Source organism: Neisseria perflava, from assembly GCF_019334725.1.
Taxonomy (GTDB): Bacteria; Pseudomonadota; Gammaproteobacteria; order Burkholderiales; family Neisseriaceae; genus Neisseria; species Neisseria subflava_A.
In genome coordinates, this window is the sequence record NZ_CP079818.1 from 1,742,950 (window position 1) to 1,763,596 (window position 20,647).

Here is a 20,647-nt window from a genome sequence, read left to right on the forward strand (position 1 = left end):
AAACCCATAATATTTTGAAAGGAATCATCATGAGCCATCCCCAATCAGCCATTATTCCTGATCACGCACAAGCCGGTATTTTTATCGAAGCAGACATTTCAGACGGCCGCAATGAAGACATCAAATCTGCCTGCCGTCTTTCTTTGGAGGCTCTGGCTAAACTGAAAACCCGTTTTCCGAATGATATTTTGGGTTTGACCATTGCCTTTGGCAGCCGCGCATGGCAATCGTTCGGCCATACTGACGAAGGCAGCGAAATCAAACCTTTCCCAGAATTGGGCAACGGCCTCGCACCCTCCACCCAACACGACCTCTATATCCACATTCAAGCCACCGAGCAAAAAGCCGCCTACGCCTTGGCCCAATCTGTTTTCAGCGCATTCGGCGACAGCATCCGCGTAGCCACTGAAGAACACGGCCTGCGCCTGTATGAAGACCGCGGCTTGGACGGTTTTGTCGACGGTACGGAAAATCCGCAGGGCGATGACAATGTGCGCAATGTCGCCATTATTCCCGAAGGCAAGCCTGATGCCGGCGGCAGCTATGTTTTGCTGCAAAAATACCTGCACGATTTGAAAAAATGGGATGCCGTTCCCACTGCCGAACAAGAAGCCAGCGTTGGCCGCAGCAAAGAAACCAATGACGAATTCAGCAAAGACGTGCGCCTGCCAGATTCCCATCTCGGCCGCGTCAATGTTAAAGAAAACGGCGTTGGCCTGAAAATTGTCCGCCGCAGCCTACCCTTCGGCAAACTCAGCGGCGAACATGGTTTGATGTTCACTTCCTATTGCAACACGCTGCACAATATTGAAGTTCAACTGCTCAATATGTTCGGCGAATCTGACGGCAAAACCGACTTACTGCTGAAACATTTGTCTAAAGCCGTATCAGGTGCTTACTACTACGCACCTTCTGTCGAACGTTTGCAAAATCTTTAACGGCTCAAAGGCCGTCTGAAAAAAACCTGCCTTTTCAAAGGCAGGTTTTTGTTATTTAAATTCCCTTAATATTTTATGGTATTATCATAGAAATTTATCCCATCGTTGCTTAATAAACCCTGATTACAGACAACGATAAAAACTGATACGCCCCAAGCAGCTATTTTCGATAAAATAAACCCAATTATTATCCCTATAAAATTACGACACCATGTATAAATCCCGCCTTCTTCCCCTGCCCGTATTGATTCTCTCCGCGCTGAACGCCTATGCGGCCAATACGCCGAATCCGCTTGATCAAATCGATAAAAACGTACCCAACCAATTCAACAAAGACTTCCGCGACAACCTCGATCAGATTCATTCGGTCGAAATCCAAAAACGCGAGCAGTCGGCATGGGATTTACAGAAAAAACAAGATAACGACACGGTTGCACAAGAGGTGCCGTCTGAAAACAATACCGAATGCTTGGATTACACCGGTATCGAGCTTTCCGGCATTACCCTTATCGATTCCCAAAAGATTGAAGCCAAGTTACCCAAATGCATCAATCAAAACAACATCAACCAACTGAACCGGGACATCGTTGCCGAGTATATCGCTCAAGGCTATCCGCATACGCAAATCAAATTTGAAACCACGTCTGAACGCGTCCTGAAATTGGCAGTCATCGAAGGCAAAATCCGTGAGATTACCGGCGGCTCCCGTACAGTCAACGTCGATACCCTCTTCCCCGATCATCAAGGCAAACCTCTAAACATCCAATACCTCGACCAAGGTATTGAACAGGCAAACCATGTTGCCGGCAACAACGTCAGCATCGATGTTTATCCGCATGATGACGGCACCGCCTCCATCCAACTCAACAACGATGCCCAAAAACATTGGGGCGGCAGCGTCACCATCGACAATAAAGGCAGCAAACCCAATACCACGACACTTCGCGGCAGCCTGAATATCGGCAGCCCGTTGGGATTGAGCGACTCCCTTTATCTAAACGGCTATACCAATCTAAACAATCACGACAGCCATTACAGTCGCGGCGGCAGTATGTTCTACCAAGTACCTTATGGCGCATGGACATTCAGCACTTACGCCGCCGCGTCGCAATCGCAAAGCATCTTAACGCCCAGCGTAACGCGCTATGCCTACCGCTCCAAATCCAAAGCGGCAGGAATCAAAGCGGACCGCGTATTTTCACGCAGTCAAAAACACATTACCTCCGCCTATGCCGGCATCGATTATGTGAAACAGACTGCAAAATTTGCCGACAGCAAACTGGAACTGCAAAGCCCGGAAATCTATTCGGCACAAGTCGGCCTGTCGCATACAACCATCCTGCCAAACGGTATTTGGCTCAACAATATCGGCGTGGAACAAGGGTTTGCGAAAAATACCGAACATACGCCGTTCGACAAGCGCTATACCTCTGTATCCTTGCAAAGCAATTTGATTCAAAACCGCCCATTGGGTAAATGGATCGTGCGCAACCATCACCAAATCGATGCCCAATATAGCCCTCATGATTTGTTTGCCACCAAAGAAATGGACGTCGTCGGTCATCAAAATGTACGCGGTTTCCGTTCAACTTCTTTGAGCGCAAACAGCGCAGTCCTGTTAAGCAATACCGTTTATTTCCGCCGCAATACGCCTCACGGCATCTATATCGAGCCTTATCTGGGTGCAGACATCGGCGTTGCCAAAAACAATAACGAAGGTTCGCAACGCGCCATGGGTGTGGTTGCAGGTTTGAATTTGGGCAAGGCGGATAAATGGCAACTTTCTGCCGACTATGGCAAAGGTTTTGCGCGCATGCCCAACCAATCAAACAGTGAAATACAGGATCATGTGACCGTTTCTTTGCGCATTCCATTTTAAAGTTATGTAAATATATATCCTTTTATCCAATATATAAACCGCCCATCTTAACATTATTAATTTTTCATTAATATCAATAAGATGGGCGGTTTATATTTGCATTTGAAATAGTGCACACAAGGCCGTACTGGTGGTATTATTGTAAAAAATTTTATAACAATGTTAATACATTCAAAATTTCCTCAACAGAAATCTCATACCCGATATGGGATTTCTGATTCAATCTCCATCACGATAAATAAGGATTAAAATCCATGAAAATCGACACTTTATATCAGCCTAAGCTCTCAGCTTCTGGCAAAGTAACTGTCGCCGTGTGCTTTGCATTCCTGGGAAATGCAGCGGTAGCGGCCAATATCGAAGCCATCGGCCAAACTTCGGTACAGCAGCAACACAATGTTGACATCGTCAACATTGCCGCACCGACGGCCCAAGGTCTTTCTCACAACCAATATAACAAGTACAACGTTTCCCAACACGGCGCCGTTTTGAATAACGCCCTGTCTGCCGGTAAATCCCAACTGGCCGGGAACCTGTCTGCCAACAAAAACTTCCAAGGTCAGGCCGCATCTGTGATCTTGAACGAAGTGGTCAGCAAAAACCCTTCTCTGATCTTAGGTCAGCAAGAGATCTTCGGTATTGCCGCAGACTATGTTTTGGCAAACCCTAACGGCATTACCCACAACGGCGGCAGCATCCTGAATGCCAACCGCGCATCCTTGGTTGTCGGTACGCCAACTGTTTCAGACGGCGCGTTGAAATCTTTCAATATCAGCGACAATGGCAAACAACTGCAAGTAAACGGCAATTTGAGCGGCAACCGTGTGGTTGACCTGCTCGCGCCGCAAGTTGTAGTCGGCAAATCAGCCAACGTTAATGCCGCCGACGCCATCAATGTTTCTTCAGGCAAAAGCAACTTCGACTATAAAACCGCACAAATCGAAGCATTGGACGCTGCTTCAAATGCGCCGGTGCTTGACGGTCATATCTTCGGCAGTATGCGTGCCGGCACCATCCGCATCCACGCGACCGACAAACGCGCCAAACAAAACATTCAAAATGCCACCATTACCGGTACCCGCTATCTGAATATCGACAGCAAAGGCAACCTGAGCATCCAGTCTGCCAATCTGACCGGCGCACAAATGGAATTGTTTGCCCGTGATACCGACATCAAAGGCACGGTTACCAGCCATTCCGCCAATAAATCTTCCAGCGGCAAAGAAGCACAAAATGTTCAGCACTTCCGTTCGGACCGCAGCAAAACGGAAACCTTTACCGCCAGCAATATCAATGCATCCGAGTCATTGACTTTGAACAATAGCGGCAGCCTCAACCTGAGCGCGGCCAACATCAATGCTGGGGCACTGACTGCATCTGCCACAGGCAACATCAATTCTAACGCGGTAAAAACAACCAACCATACAGAATCCGACCACACTCAAAGCAAAGGCCTTTGGTACAACAACAACCTGAGCTCCTCTACTGACGAAAGCCTGCATCAAACCAAAATCAATGCCGGTTCTGTCAATATTGCCACCACCGGCAAAGTCCAACTGGACGCGACCGAACTGAACTCGGCTGCTGATGCACGCATTGCCGCCCAACAAGGCATCGTATTGAGCAGCAACAGCGAAACCGACAGCAGCTCGACTTATGTCAGCTTCAAAAATGAAACTGCTGCCCTGAAAACCGGTATCGCTACAAAATCTTCCAAAAACTCTACCGCCCATCAAACCAAAATCTCCGCAGCCGGTGATATCGGTTTGATTTCCGAAGGCGATTTGAGCACTTACGGAGCAAGCATTGCGGCAAACGGCAATGTCGTTACCGATGTCAACAACATCAACTTGGGTACTCAAACCACCATCAACACCAACAGCCTCGACGACCAGAAAAAATACTGGGGCGGCCTGTTCGGTGGTGAAAGCCAAGTTCAAAACAACCGTACCGAAAACCTGCACGGCAGCAGCATTACTGCCAACTCAAACGTAGTCTTGGGTGCAAAAAACGGCGTTAACGTTTACGGCAGTACCGTTGAAGGCCAAGCCGGTACATTCGTCAGCTCCAAAGCAGGCAATGTTGATATTAAAAACGCCACCAGCACCGATACTTCCGCACAAAGCGCGCGTAAAGGTACGATTTTCAATATCACGACCTCTAAAACCAGCAGCAACAGCAGCATTGAAAAAATAACCGGTTCTACCCTGGTTTCCAATGCCGACCTGACCGTTGTTTCAAACAAAGACATCAATGTGATCGGCTCTGCATTGTTTGCGGCACAAAAACTGCAACTGTCTTCCGCAGGCGATTTGACCATTGATGCTGCCAAAGCGGTAGAAAACAAACAGGTCAACGAGTATTCCATCAAAGGCTACTCTGGCACCGAAACCAATAAAGAAAACGGCAGCGTGACTGCCAAAGCCGGTATCAAATTCACCGATACCCACACCGACACCCACTCTGTCGGCCTGAACGGCAGCATTTTGACCGGTAAAAACACCCAGTTGTCTTCCAACTCAAACGTTACCGTCAGCGGCAGCCAAATCAACGGCGAAGAATCCGTCAACATTTCTGCAGCCAATAACGTCAATATTGTTGCATCCAAAGGCAGCAACACTGTGACCGAATCCGGCCGCGTAACCGATTTGGGCGTATCTGCTACTGCATACGAAAAAAATAACGTTGCAGGCATCGGCGTATCTGTCGGCATTACCAGCACAAAAACAGATGCAACTACCGTAACGAATACATCTCATGTATCCAACATCAACACCGGCGGCAATACCACCATCACTGCAAACGGCAATATTAATCAAGAAGGTACCGTGATTAATGCAACCGGCAATGTGGTGGAAGCTGCCAAAAACGTTACCCATGCAGCAGCACACAGCGGTGCAAAATCCGATGTGAAACAAAACGGCGGCGGTTTAGTCGTTTCTGCCGGCATCAGCACCAACAAAGGCATCGGCGGTGAAATCACTGCACAAGGTCAAGGCAACTCTTCGACCCACAATGAATCCACTGCAACCGTAACCACCATCAACGCAGGCAATGCCATCGTTTTGGCAAATGACAAAGTGTCTGATGAAGGTACAAAATACGATGCTACCGGTGCGATCAACATTGATGCAGGTTCATACCACAACACTGCCGCCCACAACACCAGCAACAGCAGCAGCAAACAAGGCGGCGCTTCTTTGACTATCGGCGCATACACCAAAGACGGTTCAAACGTTGATGTGAATGCCAACCTGAACGTCAACTACTCTGACGAAAACAAAAAAGAATCTACCGCCGTCAAAGGCGATATGAATGCTACTAATGTTGTCATCAACGCCAAAGACTCTGCTGAAATTGCATCCAACATTACTGCCAACAACAACGTCAACATTACCGCAGGCAACGGCGTAACCTTCACCGAGTCAGCCAATACTGCCTCCAACCAAGGTACAGCCGTTAATGTCGGTATCGGCGCTGGTGCGACAATCAATGTTGAAACCGGTGTTGCTGTTCCTCACGTCAATGGCTCTGTCGGCGTCAACAAAACCGATAACGCTTCTTCTACCGCCACAGGCGCGAATGTAGCGGCCGGCAACGATATTAAAATCAATGCCAACAACGGTGACGTCAACCTGCATGGTACCAACCTGGTATCCAACAACTCCGTTGAAGTAGAAGGCAAAAAAGTCAATACTTCCGGCGCAATCAGCAGCGTTAACGAAAAAAATCTGACCGTCAATGTCAACGGCAGCTACGCTTCAGGCAAACCAAACGGCGGCATCAACGCCAAAGGTAAAAACGAAGCCAACGTAACCAATACGGCAAACACCATCCAAAGCGACAATGTTGTTATTACTACCGGCTCTCCAACCGGTTTGAGCGTCAACAATACGACCATCAACGGTAATAATGTTGCGTACTACTATGACGACAGTAAAGCTCCTGCGGCGAACCGTTATACCTACCGTCCTCGCCAACCAAGCTACGCCAGACGCCGTTTGCGCTACTAAGATGCGCTATTGAAGCCATTTAATAGCCATTAAGACATGCCGTCTGAAAACAGAAAGTTTTCAGACGGCATTTTTATCATCAATGCAAAACAACACACTATCTCTGTTATGATAATGCCTCGCTAATATTATTCCGTTCCAACCATGTCTTCCGCCCTTCCTTTTGACGCGCTCACACTTTCCATCGACGGCACCAACCTCATCGAAGCTTCCGCCGGTACGGGTAAAACCTACGGCATTGCCGCGCTCTTTACCCGACTGATTGTTTTAGAAAAAAAAGACATCGAGAAAATTCTGGTCGTTACCTTTACCAAAGCGGCGACGGCAGAACTGAAAACCCGTTTGCGCGCGCGTTTGGACGAAGTGTTGCAGGTTTTGAACGAAATTCAAACCTTGGGCGGCAAGCCGGAACATATTTCAGACGGCCTGAACAAATATTACGAAAAAGAGAAAAAATCTCCTGATGACTTTCTCAATCGTTTGATTCCTTTGGCTTTAGGTGAGCAAGACGGACAAGAAAGTTGCCATCGCCTGATTCTCCGCCTCAAAGCCGCGCTGAGCCAGTTTGACAACGCATCGATTTACACCATCCACGGCTTCTGTCAGCGCGTCTTGCGCGATTACGCGTTTTTGTGCGGCGCACCTTTGGATGTCGAGCTGTCGGACGACTCGCGTGAGAGGCTGCTGATTCCTGCGCAAGACTTTTGGCGGCAGAAAGTGGCAACCAATGCCACATTGGCACAATTGGTTTTTGACCGAAAATGCACGCCTGAAGAAATGCTTGCCGAAATCAAAAGCTACACCGGACGCCCCTATCTGAAATTCAGACGGCCTGAAGGCAATTTGAAAGAAGCTCAAGCCAACCTTCAAGAAACATGGCAAAAAGTTTGCGATCAGTTGGAAGACTTGGAAAAAGCATTTTGGGCAATCTTTCCCAAACTTAACGGCCAGACCTACAAAAGAAATACCTTTGAAAATGTTTTTACCGATTTAAAAACAAACGCCGAATCCAACCGTCTGCCCCGCCTGAGCAAACAAACGCTAGGAAAATTAAGCCTCTTCAGTATCGATACACTCAACAGCAAACTGAAAAAAGAATATAAAGCCGATGCTGATACGCCGGAAATTATTCAGCTGCAAGTCTTAGCCAATCTGGGCCGTGATTTGCAGGCAATGAAAAGCGCGGAAGAAGCAGTCTTCATCTGCCTGCAACTCGACCTACTTTCCTACATCAACCAATCCATTGCCGAACAAAAAAAATCACGCCGCGAGCGCGTGTTTGATGATTTGCTGCTGGATGTCCATCAGGCATTGACCACCAATGAACACGGCAACGCATTGGCAAAAGCGGCGGCGGCAAACTGGGAAATCGCGCTGATTGACGAATTCCAAGATACCGACCCGTTGCAGTACGAAATTTTCCGCCAAATCTTTATCGAACAAGGCTGCCCGCTGTTTCTCGTTGGCGACCCCAAGCAGGCGATTTACAGCTTTCGCGGTGCGGACATTTATGCCTATCTGCAAGCCGCGCAAGATGCGGACAGGCATTACACCCTCGCCGTCAACTACCGCAGCCATGCCAAGCTGATCAACGGCATCAGCGCTTTGTTCAAACAAAAAAAACACCCCTTTGTATTGGAAAACATCGATTACAGCGAGGTCTCCGCCAGCCGCGCCGAAAGCCGGCTGTCGCCACACTGCCCTGCTATCCAAGTGCGCTGGATCAATACGGACGACCAAACCGGCAAAGAGATTTTGCGCAGCCGAGCCGCCGAATATTGCGCCGATGAAATTGCCTTTGCGCTCAATGAAGCGGCCGAAGGCCGTCTGAATTTCAAAGGTCGCGCATTGGAATCCGGCGATATTGCCGTTTTGGTCCGTACCAACAACGAAGCGGCGATGATTGCCGGAAAACTGAAACAGCGCCGTATCCAAAGCGTGTTGCTGTCACGCCAGTCCGTTTTCGATTCTGCCGAGGCCGACTCGCTGTCCGCGCTGATCGGCTTTTGGCTCAACCCAAGGCAAACCGACTGGCTGCGCTTTGTCTTGACCGGCGTTTTGTTCGGCTATACCGCCAAAGAGATTTACGAACTCAACCACAACGAACATCAGCTGCTGAAATGGCTGGAGTCGTCTGCCGAGGCCATGGAAAAATGGCGGAAAGGTGGCATTTTTGCCGCCGTGCAGCAGTTTGCCGTCCTACATGATATTGAAACACGCCTGCTCAAAGGCGGCAACGAGCGCAGCCTGACCAATTACTACCAAATTTTGGAGCTGTTGGCCGAAGAAGACAGCCAAAGCCGCAACCCTGCCGCCCTGCATAAATGGTTAAACGAGCAAATCAGCCGTGCGCGCAGCGGCCATTTCCCGTCAGACGCGCAAACCATCCGTCTTGAAAGCGACGAAAAACTGGTCAAAATCGTTACCATGCACGCGTCAAAAGGTTTGCAATATCCTTTGGTTTACTGCCCCTTCGCGTGGGATACCAAAGACAATTCCAAAGAAAACTGGAAAATCCTGCATACCGAAAACCACGAAACCGAGCTGCTGGCCAAATCGCAAACCTCGGAAGCAGAACTCAGCCACCTTGCCGACGAAAAGACGGCAGAAGATTTACGCCTGCTTTATGTCGCCCTTACCCGCGCCGAAGAACAGCTCAACATCTACGCCGCCGCCAACAAAAACTGTACGCCCAACAATCCTTTTGCCTATCTGCTCGAAGGTTTGCCGGATGCCGGCCGCGAAAGCGTCAGCCAAAGCTATAAAAGCGCGACAGACGTTGTAGAAATGCTTAAAACCAACTGGCAACGCTTTATCAAAAACGCGCCGGAAAATACAGAGTTTACATTCACGGAAGAAGCCCCGCTGGAAACCGTCTATCAATACAGCCGACAGCAAGACCAAGCTTTTAGCGCACATGGCATCAAACGCCGCGATTTTGACTTTATCCGCCACACCAGCTTTACCGGTTTGAGCAGGCACACCAAGTCAACCGACGAACAACACGAACCTTTGCAACCTGCCATCGACCCGGCAGAAAGCGCAGACCGTGCCATGCCGTCTGAAAACCTGCCGTCCTCGCTTTCAGACGGCCTCGATATCCATCATTTCCCCCGCGGCACCAATGCCGGCGTATGTTTGCATGAAATGTTGGAAAAACTCGACTTCGCCGCCTCTGCCGAGAGCCAATCCGAAATGATTGCCGAAGTTTTACAACGCCACAGCTTTGAAGACAAATGGCTGCCGACGGTAAGCGCCATGCTCGACATCTGCCGCCTGACGCCTTTAATCGGTGAGAGCCTGTCGCAGATTCCACCGACCCGACGCCTGCCCGAAATGGGGTTCACCCTGTACATGGACGATTTCAAACTGGACGACTTGCGCCGTTGGTTTGCCTCAAGCGAAGCAAACCTGCCACCCGAATGCGTCCAAGCCGCGCAACTGCTTGATTTCCATGATTTGCAAGGCTATTTGAACGGCTTCATCGATATGGTTTGCCAAGATTCAGACGGCAATGTCGTTTTAATCGACTACAAATCCAACCATTTGGGCAACGATGCAAGCGCCTACACGCAACAGGCGATGAACGAAGCCGTGGCGCATCATCACTACTACCTGCAAGCCCTGATCTACGCCGTTGCCATTGCGCGCTACTATGCCCTGCGTGGCAAGCCGTTGCCCAAAATCGCCATCCGCTACCTCTTCCTGCGCGGTATGGACGGCTCGGAACGAGGCATTTGGAAATGGGACATCAATACCGCCCTACTTTCCACTTTTGTTGAACGAAAAACAAATTCTTGATAAATCATTTTGTTAAATCGTCAAAAAGGCCGTCTGAAACATTTTCAGACGGCCTTTGATTATTTGTGCAAACCGCATTCCTTACTGTCTTTGCTTTCCCACCACCATCGTCCGGCGCGGATATTTTCGCCCAACTTGACCGGACGCGTGCAGGGTTCGCACCCAATACTGGGATAGCCCTGATGATACAGTGCATTGAGCGGAACTTGGTGCTCGTGTGCATATGCCCAAACATCCTGCTCTTCCCAATCAAAAATAGGATTGAATTTGGCGATGTTGCGACCCGTATCCAGCTCTTCAAAATTCAATTCGCTGCGTGTTTCGGACTGGCTGCGGCGTTGTCCGGTCAGCCATGCGGGGGCGTTATGTAAAGCGCGGTTGAGCGGTTCGATTTTGCGTATATGGCAGCAACGGCGGCGCAACTCGACACTGTCGTACATCGCGGTCGTGCCGAATTCCGCTTCAAATTCATCGGCGGTTTGTCGGTTGGGATAAAACACTTCCAATTCGGTTTGATAACGCGCATTGGTTTCGGCAATCAGCACGGCGGTTTCGGGATTGAGTTTGCCTGTATTGAGCGTGATGATGCGGATGGGCAGTTTCAGACGGCACACGGCATCGGTAATGACCATATCTTCAACCGCAAGGCTGGATGCGAACACGGCTTGCGGATAGCGCGCGGCAATGTCTTGCAAACGGCGCTCCAAAGCAGTAGCCAATTCAGGTAGGCGGCGGCGTTCGGCATCGCTGATTTCGGGGATTTTCCAGAATTGGGGACGGAATAAAGACATGGCTGGTTGTTCCTAATAATTTTCAGACGGCCTGTTGAAACAGCTGCCGATATGGTTATGGAACGATATTGTCCTGCGCCCTATCTTCAAACGGAAAGAATGCTTTTCTATTTCTTTATAACCAAAGTGTCTGCTGCTGGTTTTTCGGCAGCAAATGGCTCACGCCGATACCGATCAGGCGGAAGGCGTCTTCTCGTTGCGGCGGTATGCGTTGCAGCAAAGTATGCGCCGCCTGAAGCAGAGAGGCGCTGTCGGGAAGGACGGAAGAATACGTCAGCGAACGCGTGATAATGCGGAAATCGTGGGTTTTGAGTTTGAGGGTAACGCCTTTGGCTTCGACGTTTTTGCGTTCGATTTGCCGCCAGAGGTCTTCGGCAAGGTGCGGCAAATGGCTTGAAGCCTGTTCCAAAGACAAATCTTCGGGCAAGGTGATTTCGGTTGAGATTTGCAGGCGTTCGCGTTCGGCTTTGACCGGCCGCTCGTCGATACCGCGTGCCAAATCGTAAAGGCGGTAGCCGTAGCGGCCGAAATGGTTTAAAAGTTCGCCGCGCTCAAAACGGCGTAAATCGCCGGCGGTCTGCATACCAAGGGCATTCATCTTTTTCAGCGTGACTTTGCCGACACCGGGAATTTTACCCAACGGCAGGCTCTCCAAAAACACCATGATTTTTTGCGGCGGTAGCACAAATTGCCCGTTCGGCTTGCGCCAGTCGGATGCGATTTTGGCCAAAAACTTATTGGGCGCGATGCCTGCGGAGGCTGTCAAACCGGTTTCTTCAAAAATTTCAGCACGAATGCGTTTGGCTACCTCGCTGGCGTATGGGATATTTTCAAAATTTCGGGTAACATCCAAATAAGCCTCGTCCAAAGACAAAGGCTCGATCAAATCGGTATAACGCCGAAACACGGCATGAATCTGAGCCGACACTTGGCGGTACAAATCAAAATGCGGCGGCACAAACACCGCCTGCGGACACAGCCTTTTCGCCGTTGCCACCGACATGGCCGAGTGCAAACCGAATTTGCGCGCTTCATAAGAAGCGGCACAAATGACCGACCGCGTACCGTCCCACGCCACAACGACCGGCAGCCCTTTCAGGTGCGGCTGCTCGCGCAGTTCTACCGAAGCGTAGAATGCGTCCATATCGATATGGATGATTTTGCGTTGGGACATGGGAAAAGGTGGATAAGAAAAAGGCTTATTGTAACAAAAGGCCGTCTGAAATTTCAGACGGCCTCTATGTTTAAGCCTTATTTTTTACTGGAAAGCTGGTCAAACAATCCACCATCGGCAAAGAATTTTTTCATGATTTCTTCCCACGGGCCAAATTTCTCATTCGGATTGAAAGTTTCAATATCGGGGAAATCGGCTTTGTGTTTCGCCAATACTTCGGCATTGCGCGGACGCAGATAAAGATTGGCGGCCAACTCTTGGGCCGGTTCGCTCCAGAGGTTTTGCAGATAGGCTTCGGCAACGGCGCGTGTGCCTTTTTTATCGACTACGCTGTCCACGACGGCAACCGGCGCTTCGGAAAGAATGGTGTAGCTTGGATAGACAATTTCAAACTGGTCTTGGGTCAGCTTTTTGCTGACATAGTTGGCCTCATTTTCAAAGGTAACCAAGACATCGCCGATATTGCGTTGGCTAAAGGTCGTTGTTGCCGCGCGGCCGCCGTTTTCAAACACAGGCGTGTTTTTCAGCAATGCGGCCACAAAATCTTTGGTTTTACCTTCATCGCCGTTATTGACTTTCAAACCATAACCGTACGCACCCAAAAAGGCATAGCGGCCGTTGCCGGTGGTTTTCGGGTTGGCCAAAACGATTTGCACGCCGTCTTTGGCCAAATCGCCCCAGTCCTGAATGTGTTTCGGATTGCCTTTGCGTACCAAGAAAACAACGTTGCTGGTATAAGGCACGGCATTGTCCGGCAAGCGTGTGTTCCAATCGGCTTTGACCAAACCTTTTTTCACCAAAAGCTCGATATCGGAAGTCTGGTTCATGGTCACCACATCGGCAGCCAAACCATTGGCGACAGCCAAAGCCTGCTTGCTGGAGCCGCCGTGCGACTGTTGGACTTCAACCGACTGTCCGCCGTTTTTTGCAGCAAACTCTTTGACAAATAACGGATTATATTCTTTATAAAAATCACGGGCGACATCGTAGGAGACATTCAGCAATTTGACTTCGCCCCCCTTACCTCCGGCAGCTTGAGAAGCATTGTCGGCGGATTGTTCGGTTTTTGGCGAGCACGCGCTCAAAGCCAGTGCGGCGGTCAAAGCGGCAAAAGAAAGCGTACGGATATTCATGGTCGGCTCCTGTTAAAAATATGGGAGCACTTTATCGGGATTGGATGCAAACTGGAAATAATGTTTGCTTTCGCGTTTATCAGTTTTGGTTATATACAATCCGGGCGGAAATCGGGAAAAAATGCCCACTCAAATACACATTACAATAAATTTCATATACATCAATCAGATAAAGATTAAAGCAGCTATTTATACAGGATAAACATACGTTGCAAACAGCATTGCCCAATACGTCAGGCCGTCTGAAAATCCAATATAAATAATTATTTATAATTAAAAAAATATAATCCTTATTATTTACAAAAAATGCAAATAAGAGTAATGTTTCTACTCGCCAAAATACAAGGCCTTTCATTCAACAACAAAATGGAGTGTAGAAACTATGAAACAATGGATGCTTTTAGGATTGCTGGGATTGGGCGCAGTGGCGCAGGCGCACGATGTTTGGGTGGCCGCACCGACACATCAGCCTGCCGGCCAAATCCTGCATGCGGATTTGGGTTACAGCCATGACTTCCCCAATGTCGAAAAAATCGCCGACGACCGCGTGCATATTTTCAAACCGCTGCAATTGACCGGCAGCTCAAAGAAAACCGTTGATTTGGTAAATAAAGGCGAAAACTATCAATACGTTTCCAAAGCCGCTTTGCCTGAAGGCTCCTACTGGGTCAGCGCAACCTACAAACCGACTTTCTGGTCGAAAAACCAAGACGGCTGGAAACAGCAAACCTTGAAACAGCTGGCCGGTTCAACCTATTGCGAACAATCGCAAATGTTCGGCAAGAGCTTTGTCCAAGTGGGCAACGGCGCAGTTGATGAAGCTGTGTTGACCCGCCCTATCGGCCAAGAGCTGGAACTGGTTCCGCTGAAAAATCCTAACGAAGTCAAAGCCGGCGGTATTTTGCCGGTCAAAGTCCTGTACAAAGGCGAGCCTTTGGTTAAAGCCACCGTTACCGCCAGCTCGGACACTTTGGCCGAAATGGACTTGGAATCAACCCATGACCACCGCGAGCCTCAAGGCTTCTCCGGCAAAACCGATAAAAACGGCGTGGTCAATGTGATTACTCTGATTGACGGTTTGTGGAAAATCAAAGTCGTGAACGAGACCGATTACGGCGATAAAAGCGTATGTCAGAAAGACAATACTTACGCAACGCTGATTGTGCCTGTCGGTACCAAACGCGCGGCTGCACGCCATGCCCATCAGCATTAACAGCCATTAAAAAAGGCCGTCTGAACTTTCAGACGGCCTTAATTTATTCCCATTCATAACCCAAATTTCTAAAAAAACGGGAGTATGTTTCCAATTTATCACCATTTAATTGGGCAAAACGGACACGGTTGCAGCCGGTCAAGACCACATTGCCCATCCAGTGCGCCCCAAAGACGCGCTCTAAAGGGACATTCCTCATTTGATTGATAAACGGTACTTCTGAAGAAAATTGCGTAGCAATATTCGGAGGCGCGAATTTCAAACCCAAGTCCTGCAATCTATAACGGTGTTGCGCCGTCAAAAACATATCTTCGTGGTGCAGCCGTACCAGCCATTCCATATCGGCAATTTTTTCGTCTTTCGGCGGCAAAGGCGGTCGGATTTCTACATTTAAACCCAGTTGTCGCGGCATGGTTAAAAGCCGTCTGCTGCGCAGGCTAAAACCGCCGTTCTGCGGCTCGTCAAAATTCGAAGAAGTCTGAATCAGATGTTGTTTGGCCAAATATTGGTCGGTTCCCTTCAGGAAAAACTGCCCGTCGGCTTCGGTTTCCAACAAAATCGGCAGAGGTGCGCCGATATAGTCATATTCCCGATAAGTATCCTGCCAGTTTTGACCGTTCAACACCCAACCGTCATTTTGAACAATCAAACAATAATCAGTATCGATGTAATACATCAGTTGGTACAAAACAAACAGATTGTATTCCAGATAACCGAATTTCCGGCAAGGCTGATGTCGGATATTCTCCGGCAAACCTTGCGGACAGCTCGGGCTGATCAGCAATCCACGGCTGCCGGGCAATTCGGCACAACTACGGACAATGGCATACATCGTGCCCTCGGTATAAGAATCTGCGCCGGTAATACCAACCACGGTAATGTCAGTAAAACTCATTAATATATTCCCCTGTTTCAGACGGCCTTTGAGCTATTTACGACGCCTTATTGCAGATATCTTTCAAGCGATATAAGGCATCCAAGGCTTCGCGCGGTGTGAGGTTGTCGGGCTGAATCTGCGCCAAAGCTTCAGCCAATTCATTGGTCTGCAAATTATCGACAGGCTCAACTTCTTGTTCTTTCCCTTCCTCTTCAACCTCATTTTCAGACGGCATGGCGCTGAAAATATCCAACTGCGGACGGTTGGCGGCGGCTTGGTTTTCCAAATCGTTTAAATGCTTTTGGGCCGCTTTCAAAGCGCGGTTGGGCAGGCCTGCGAGTTTGGCGACGGCGATACCGTAGCTTTTGCTGGCGGGGCCGGGTTCGATGTGGTGGAGGAAGACGATGTCTTGTCCCTGTTCGAGCGCGGAGAGGTGCATGTTGACCGCCGTTGCGTGGGCTTCGGGCAGTTTGGTCAGCTCGAAATAGTGGGTGGCGAAGAGGCTGAAGGATTTGTTTTTTTGCAGCAAATGTTCGGCAATGGCTTGCGCAAGGGCGAGGCCGTCAAAAGTCGAAGTGCCGCGTCCGACTTCGTCCATAATGACGAGGGATTGCTCGGTGGCGTGGTGGAGGATGTAGGCAGTTTCGCTCATTTCGACCATGAAGGTGGAGCGGTTGGAAGCTAAGTCATCCGATGCGCCGATACGGGTAAAGATTTGGTCGATGTGCCCGATTTGGGCGGCATCGGCGGGGACGAAGCTGCCGGTGTGCGCCATGAGGACGATGTGGGCAACTTGGCGCATGTAGGTGGATTTACCGCCCATATTGGGGCCGGTCAGGAGCATGAGGCGGTGTTTGTGGTCGAGGCGGGTGTGGTTGGCAGTGAAGTGGCGCACTTGTTGCTCGACGACGGGATGGCGGCCGTTTTCGATATGAATGACCGGATAGTCGGCAAACTCGGGACAGACAAAGCCGCGTTCGGCCGCAATCGCGGCAAACGTAGAAAGTACGTCGAGAGCAGCCGCGGCCTTGGCTGCTTTTTGAAGCTGCGGCAAGGCCGTCTGAACCTCTTTCAGCAGGGCTTCAAACAGGCGTTTTTCCAGTGCCAATGCCTGCTCTTGCGCGGTCAGGACTTTGTCTTCAAAGGTTTTGAGTTCGGGGGTGATGAAGCGTTCGGCGTTTTTCAATGTCTGACGGCGTTGGTAGTCGGCAGGCGCTTGTTCGGCTTGGACTTTGGAAAGCTCGATGTAGAAGCCGTGGACGCGGTTGAACTCGACTTTGAGGGTGGAGAGGCCGGTGCGTTCGCGTTCGCGCGCTTCAAGCTCAAGCAGGAATTCATCGCCGTGGTTTTGGATATGGCGCAGTTCGTCCAGTTCTGCCGAATAGCCTTGGTTGATGACGCCACCGTCTTTGAGCCAGACGGCGGGTTCGGGCATTACGGCGGCTTTGAGGGTTTCGGCGACGGGCAGGGTTTCGGGGAAAACGGCTTTGAGGGTTTCTAAGAGACTGCTGCCCTCGGCGGACAATTCGATTTCGGACAGGGCAAACAGGCTGTCGCGCAGGGCGGCGAGGTCGCGCGGGCGGGCGTTGCCCACGGCGATACGGGCGGCGATGCGTTCGATGTCCGCGATGTTTTTCAGACGGCCTTGCAGGGTTTCGTATTGCGAACCCAACGCGGCAACGGCTTCTTGGCGGGCGCGGATGTGGGCGCGACTGCGTAAGGGGTGGTGCAGCCAGAGTGCCAAGAGGCGGCTGCCCATGTGGGTGGCGCAGCCGTCGAGTATGGAAAACAGGGTCGGCGATTTTTTGCCGGAGAGGGTTTGCGTGATTTCGAGATTGCGGCGCGTGGCGGCGTCCATGCCGATATATTGGCTGTCGGTTTCGAGCGAAATGCCGTCTAAGTGTTGCGGCATCAGGTTTTGCGTCAGGCGGATGTAGTTCAACAGCGCGCCCGCCGCACCGACGGCGGCTTCGTGTTCTTTGCCGTCCAAACCGAAACCGTGCAGGTCTTGGCAGCCGAAGTATTCAGTCAACAATTTCGCGCCCGCGTCGGCGGCAAACTGCCATGAATTCAGGCGCGTGATGTTGGCGGAGGTCGTCTGAAAACCGTCAGGCAGACTTTTACCTTCAGGCAACAGGATTTCCGCCGCCTGCAAACGCGCCAGCTCGTCGGCGAGTTTGTCCGCTGTCGTCAGCTTGGTTTTGAATTCGCCGCTTTGCAAAGAAGCCCATGCGATGGCAACGTTTTTCTTGTCTGCGTTCACCGCCACAATGCGGTTGGTTTCCTTGTCTTCCAGAAACGCCGCGTCGGTCAGCGTGCCGGGCGTAACGATGCGTACGACTTTGCGCTCCACCGGCCCTTTGCCCGCGCCGACTTCGCCCACCTGCTCGCACACCGCCACACTTTTGCCCATCTTCACCAGCCGCGCCAGATACTGCTCCGCCGCGTGAAACGGCACGCCCGCCATCTTAATCGGCACGCCGTCCATCTGCCCGCGCGTGGTCAGGGTGATGTCCAACAGCTTCGCCGCTTCCACCGCGTCATCCAAAAACAACTCGTAAAAGTCGCCCATGCGGTAAAACACCAGCTTGTCGGCGTGTTGCGATTTGATGGCGAGATACTGCTGCATCATCGGGGAAACAGTGGGTTTAGACATGGAAAAGCCTTAGAAACGCAAAAGCGTTATTGTAACAAAAGGCCGTCTGAAAAACAGGTTTCAGACGGCCTTTACCAGCAGCTTGGTTTTAAGCCAAAGCCACTTCCAAATTATCAATCAGGCGCGTGGTACCCAAACGGGCGGCGGCAAGCACCACCAATTCTTTATCGCCGACATGAGCCACTGCCAAGCTGTGTGCATGGCGGATTTCAACGTAATCAACCACCCAGCCGGCATCGGTCAAACGGCGGATACATTCAGCCTCGAGCTGGGCGTAATCTAGATTGCCGTTTTTCAAGGCGGCGGCAATGTTTTGCAACTCTTGATAGAGGCGGGGCGCTTCTGCGCGCTCTGCTTCGCTCAAATATTGGTTGCGGCTGGAAAGTGCCAGGCCGTCTGAAGCGCGGCCGGTGTCGACCGGAACGATTTCGATATTGAAATTCAAGTCTTCGACAAAGCCTTTGATAATCGCCAGCTGCTGATAGTCTTTTTTGCCGAAACAGGCGGTATCAGGTTGAACAATGTTGAACAACTTAGTCACAACGGTCGCAACGCCGCGGAAATGGCCCGGACGGAATTTGCCGCACAATTCGTTTTGCAGGTGTGGAGGCTCGACATTGAAACGTTGTTCCACATTCGGATACAGCTCTTTTTCATCAGGCGCAAATACGACGGCAACGCCCTCACCTGCCAATTTGTCGGCATCTTGCTGCAAAGTGCGCGGATATTTGTCGAAATCTTCGCCTTGTCCGAATTGCAGGCGGTTGACAAAAATACTGACCACAACGTTATCGGCACGTTTTTTCGCTTCGCGCACCAGCGCAAGATGGCCTTCGTGCAGATTGCCCATAGTCGGTACAAATGCCACTTTTCCGGCAGTTTTGCGCCACTCGCGCAATTCTTTAATCGTATGAATGATTTGCATGGTTTGAAAAATCCTTTATCTTTTCCGCTGTTTCATCAACGGAAATCACGCGCCGATTATACGCTTTTATTCATTAAAAAGGCCGTCTGAAATAAGTTTCAGACGGCCTGGTTTTTATTTTATCCGGCAAACGTATGTTCGACAGACGGGAACGTTTTTGCTTTGACTTCATCCACATAGGCTTTGACCGCAGCTTGAACGCTGTCTTTACCCTGCATAAAGTTTTTCACGAATTTGGCGGTTTTACCGGGGAAAATGCCGAGCATATCGTGCATCACCAAAACCTGACCGTCGCAATCCACGCCTGCGCCAATACCGATGGTTGGGCAAGAAACTGTCTCGGTTACTTTTTTCGCCAACTCTGCAGGAACGCATTCCATCAATACGATTGCCGCACCTGCCGCATCATGTGCTTTAGCGTCGTTGAGCAACGCTTCCGCCTTGTCGCCGCGGCCTTGAACTTTATAGCCGCCGAATGCAAACACGGATTGCGGGGTCAGGCCGATGTGCGCGCAAACAGGAATGCCGCGCATTTGCAGAAATTCAGTGGTCTCCGCCATCCAGACGCCGCCTTCGAGTTTGACCATATGCGCGCCAGCCGCCATCAATTCGGCCGCCGCCGCAAATGCCTGCTCTTTGCTCTGCTGATACGCACCAAACGGCAAGTCGCTGACAATCATGGCATTTTGAGTGCCGCGAGCCACGCATTCAGTGTGGTAGCACATATCCTGCAAGCTCACCGGCAAAGTGGACTGACGACCTTGCACCGCCATGCCCAAAGAATCGCCGACCAGCAATACATCTACGCCGGCATTGTCCATCAGCGCGGCAAAGCTGGATTCATAAGCGGTCAGCATGGCGATTTTCTCGCCCTCTGCTTTCATTTTTTGCAAAGTGTTTACGGTAATCATGGTGTTGTGTGTTCTGCCCGGTGGGCAGCCCTTTGTTATAAATGGAAACGCGGTATTATAAGGTCTGCTTTTAAAATATCAAAGCACAAGCAAAAAGCCCGACTGCTTTCACAATCGGGCTTTTAATTGGTGCCGGCACCAAGAGTCGAACTCGGGACCCCCTGATTACAAGTCAGGTGCTCTACCAACTGAGCTATACCGGCTTACTGAAATGCCTTACAGCACCATCAGTCTTTAACTGGTGCCGGCACCAAGAGTCGAACTCGGGACCCCCTGATTACAAGTCAGGTGCTCTACCAACTGAGCTATACCGGCAAGGAAGTCGGCATTATGCCG

The 20,647-nt window shown here is 50.4% G+C and carries 12 protein-coding genes and 2 tRNA genes; 5 read left to right on the forward strand and 9 right to left on the reverse strand.

What is annotated here, in order from left to right; all coding sequences use genetic code 11:
- Positions 1-29: 29 nt before the first annotated feature.
- From LPB400_RS08380 to recB, 4 genes are all read left to right on the forward strand, one after another.
- On the forward strand, positions 30-938 hold the full coding sequence (locus LPB400_RS08380) for a Dyp-type peroxidase (protein WP_070459946.1): 909 nt from the start codon (positions 30-32) through the stop codon (positions 936-938).
- 211 nt (positions 939-1,149) lie between these two features.
- Positions 1,150-2,817 (forward strand): ShlB/FhaC/HecB family hemolysin secretion/activation protein, encoded by a 1,668-nt coding sequence (locus tag LPB400_RS08385; RefSeq protein ID WP_219088706.1) that lies wholly within the window; start codon positions 1,150-1,152, stop codon positions 2,815-2,817.
- 254 nt (positions 2,818-3,071) lie between these two features.
- Positions 3,072-6,830, forward strand: a complete 3,759-nt coding sequence (locus LPB400_RS08390) for a hemagglutinin repeat-containing protein (protein WP_219088708.1) — start codon at positions 3,072-3,074, stop codon at positions 6,828-6,830.
- A gap of 144 nt (positions 6,831-6,974) precedes the next feature.
- Positions 6,975-10,631 (forward strand): exodeoxyribonuclease V subunit beta, encoded by a 3,657-nt coding sequence (recB, locus tag LPB400_RS08395; RefSeq protein ID WP_219088710.1) that lies wholly within the window; start codon positions 6,975-6,977, stop codon positions 10,629-10,631.
- Between the two features lie 59 nt (positions 10,632-10,690).
- On the opposite strand, the gene LPB400_RS08400 is transcribed toward recB, so the two are convergent.
- The 3 genes from LPB400_RS08400 to LPB400_RS08410 form a co-directional block, all read right to left on the reverse strand.
- Entirely contained in the window at positions 10,691-11,422 is a 732-nt protein-coding gene (locus LPB400_RS08400) for a phosphoadenylyl-sulfate reductase (RefSeq protein ID WP_219088712.1), read from the reverse strand.
- A gap of 115 nt (positions 11,423-11,537) precedes the next feature.
- Positions 11,538-12,596, reverse strand: a complete 1,059-nt coding sequence (dinB, locus tag LPB400_RS08405) for a DNA polymerase IV (RefSeq protein WP_219088714.1) — start codon at positions 12,594-12,596, stop codon at positions 11,538-11,540.
- A 77-nt stretch (positions 12,597-12,673) separates the two neighbouring features.
- Positions 12,674-13,723: a sulfate ABC transporter substrate-binding protein gene (locus LPB400_RS08410; protein ID WP_219089726.1), complete on the reverse strand. Its 1,050-nt coding sequence runs from the start codon at positions 13,721-13,723 to the stop codon at positions 12,674-12,676.
- A gap of 388 nt (positions 13,724-14,111) precedes the next feature.
- On the opposite strand from LPB400_RS08410, the gene LPB400_RS08415 reads away from it, so the two are divergent.
- On the forward strand, positions 14,112-14,942 hold the full coding sequence (locus LPB400_RS08415) for a DUF4198 domain-containing protein (RefSeq protein WP_219088717.1): 831 nt from the start codon (positions 14,112-14,114) through the stop codon (positions 14,940-14,942).
- 43 nt (positions 14,943-14,985) lie between these two features.
- Here the strand turns inward: LPB400_RS08415 and LPB400_RS08420 are convergent, their stop codons facing one another.
- The 6 genes from LPB400_RS08420 to LPB400_RS08445 all read right to left on the reverse strand — a co-directional run bounded on the left by LPB400_RS08420 (position 14,986) and on the right by LPB400_RS08445 (position 20,626).
- Positions 14,986-15,837, reverse strand: a complete 852-nt coding sequence (locus tag LPB400_RS08420) for a DUF5672 family protein (RefSeq protein WP_219088719.1) — start codon at positions 15,835-15,837, stop codon at positions 14,986-14,988.
- Between the two features lie 37 nt (positions 15,838-15,874).
- Positions 15,875-18,475: a DNA mismatch repair protein MutS gene (mutS, locus tag LPB400_RS08425; protein WP_219088721.1), complete on the reverse strand. Its 2,601-nt coding sequence runs from the start codon at positions 18,473-18,475 to the stop codon at positions 15,875-15,877.
- Positions 18,476-18,563: 88 nt separating this feature from the next.
- Positions 18,564-19,400, reverse strand: a complete 837-nt coding sequence (gene panC / locus LPB400_RS08430; RefSeq protein WP_070824223.1) for a pantoate--beta-alanine ligase — start codon at positions 19,398-19,400, stop codon at positions 18,564-18,566.
- 119 nt (positions 19,401-19,519) lie between these two features.
- Positions 19,520-20,311, reverse strand: coding sequence for a 3-methyl-2-oxobutanoate hydroxymethyltransferase (gene panB / locus LPB400_RS08435; RefSeq protein WP_004521070.1), 792 nt, complete (start codon positions 20,309-20,311; stop codon positions 19,520-19,522).
- Between the two features lie 127 nt (positions 20,312-20,438).
- Positions 20,439-20,514, reverse strand: a tRNA-Thr gene (locus LPB400_RS08440).
- Positions 20,515-20,550: 36 nt separating this feature from the next.
- Positions 20,551-20,626, reverse strand: a tRNA-Thr gene (locus LPB400_RS08445).
- Positions 20,627-20,647 lie beyond the last annotated feature (21 nt).